Source organism: Paraburkholderia sp. RL17-373-BIF-A (assembly GCF_046030175.1).
In the GTDB taxonomy this organism is placed as follows: Bacteria; Pseudomonadota; Gammaproteobacteria; order Burkholderiales; family Burkholderiaceae; genus Paraburkholderia.
Genome location: NZ_JARESO010000428.1, coordinates 1 through 452 on the forward strand (window position 1 = coordinate 1; position 452 = coordinate 452).

1 protein-coding gene is annotated in these 452 nt (G+C 61.3%); it reads right to left on the reverse strand.

The features are described 5' to 3' along the window. The coding region (locus tag P0D80_RS51210; RefSeq protein WP_408296625.1) for an IS66 family transposase at positions 1 to 452 on the reverse strand (452 nt) is incomplete at both ends.

The following is a 452-nucleotide window of genomic DNA, read 5'->3' on the forward strand; positions in this document are numbered from 1 at the left end:
CGGAAGGTGTAATCGATGCGCGTCTCGCCCTCGGGCAAATCCCCCTTTGCGAGTGTTTCGACCTGGTAGAGCGCCTTGAAGTATTCCAGTGCGTGTGCGGCACGCCCGCCTGGTTTCTTCATGCCCTTGAAGGCATCAACAAAGGCGCGTCGCGCGTGGGCGATGCAGCCGAAGTGGGTCGGACCTTCGAGCGTGCGCCAGGCGGCGTATCCATCGGTCATCAGCAGGCCCTTGTAGCCCGCGAGGAACGCTTGGGGATATTGCTGAGCACGTCCCGGCTGGTAGTCGAACAGCACGACGGGTTCGGAGCAGTCTTCAGCGCTACGGTACACCCACATATACGACGTGCTCTGGGCGGTTTTGCCCGGCTCCTTGAGCACCTGTACCGTTGTTTCGTCGCCGTGAATCAGCTGTTGCGACAGCAGTGTCTTGCGCAGCGCCTCGTACAACCG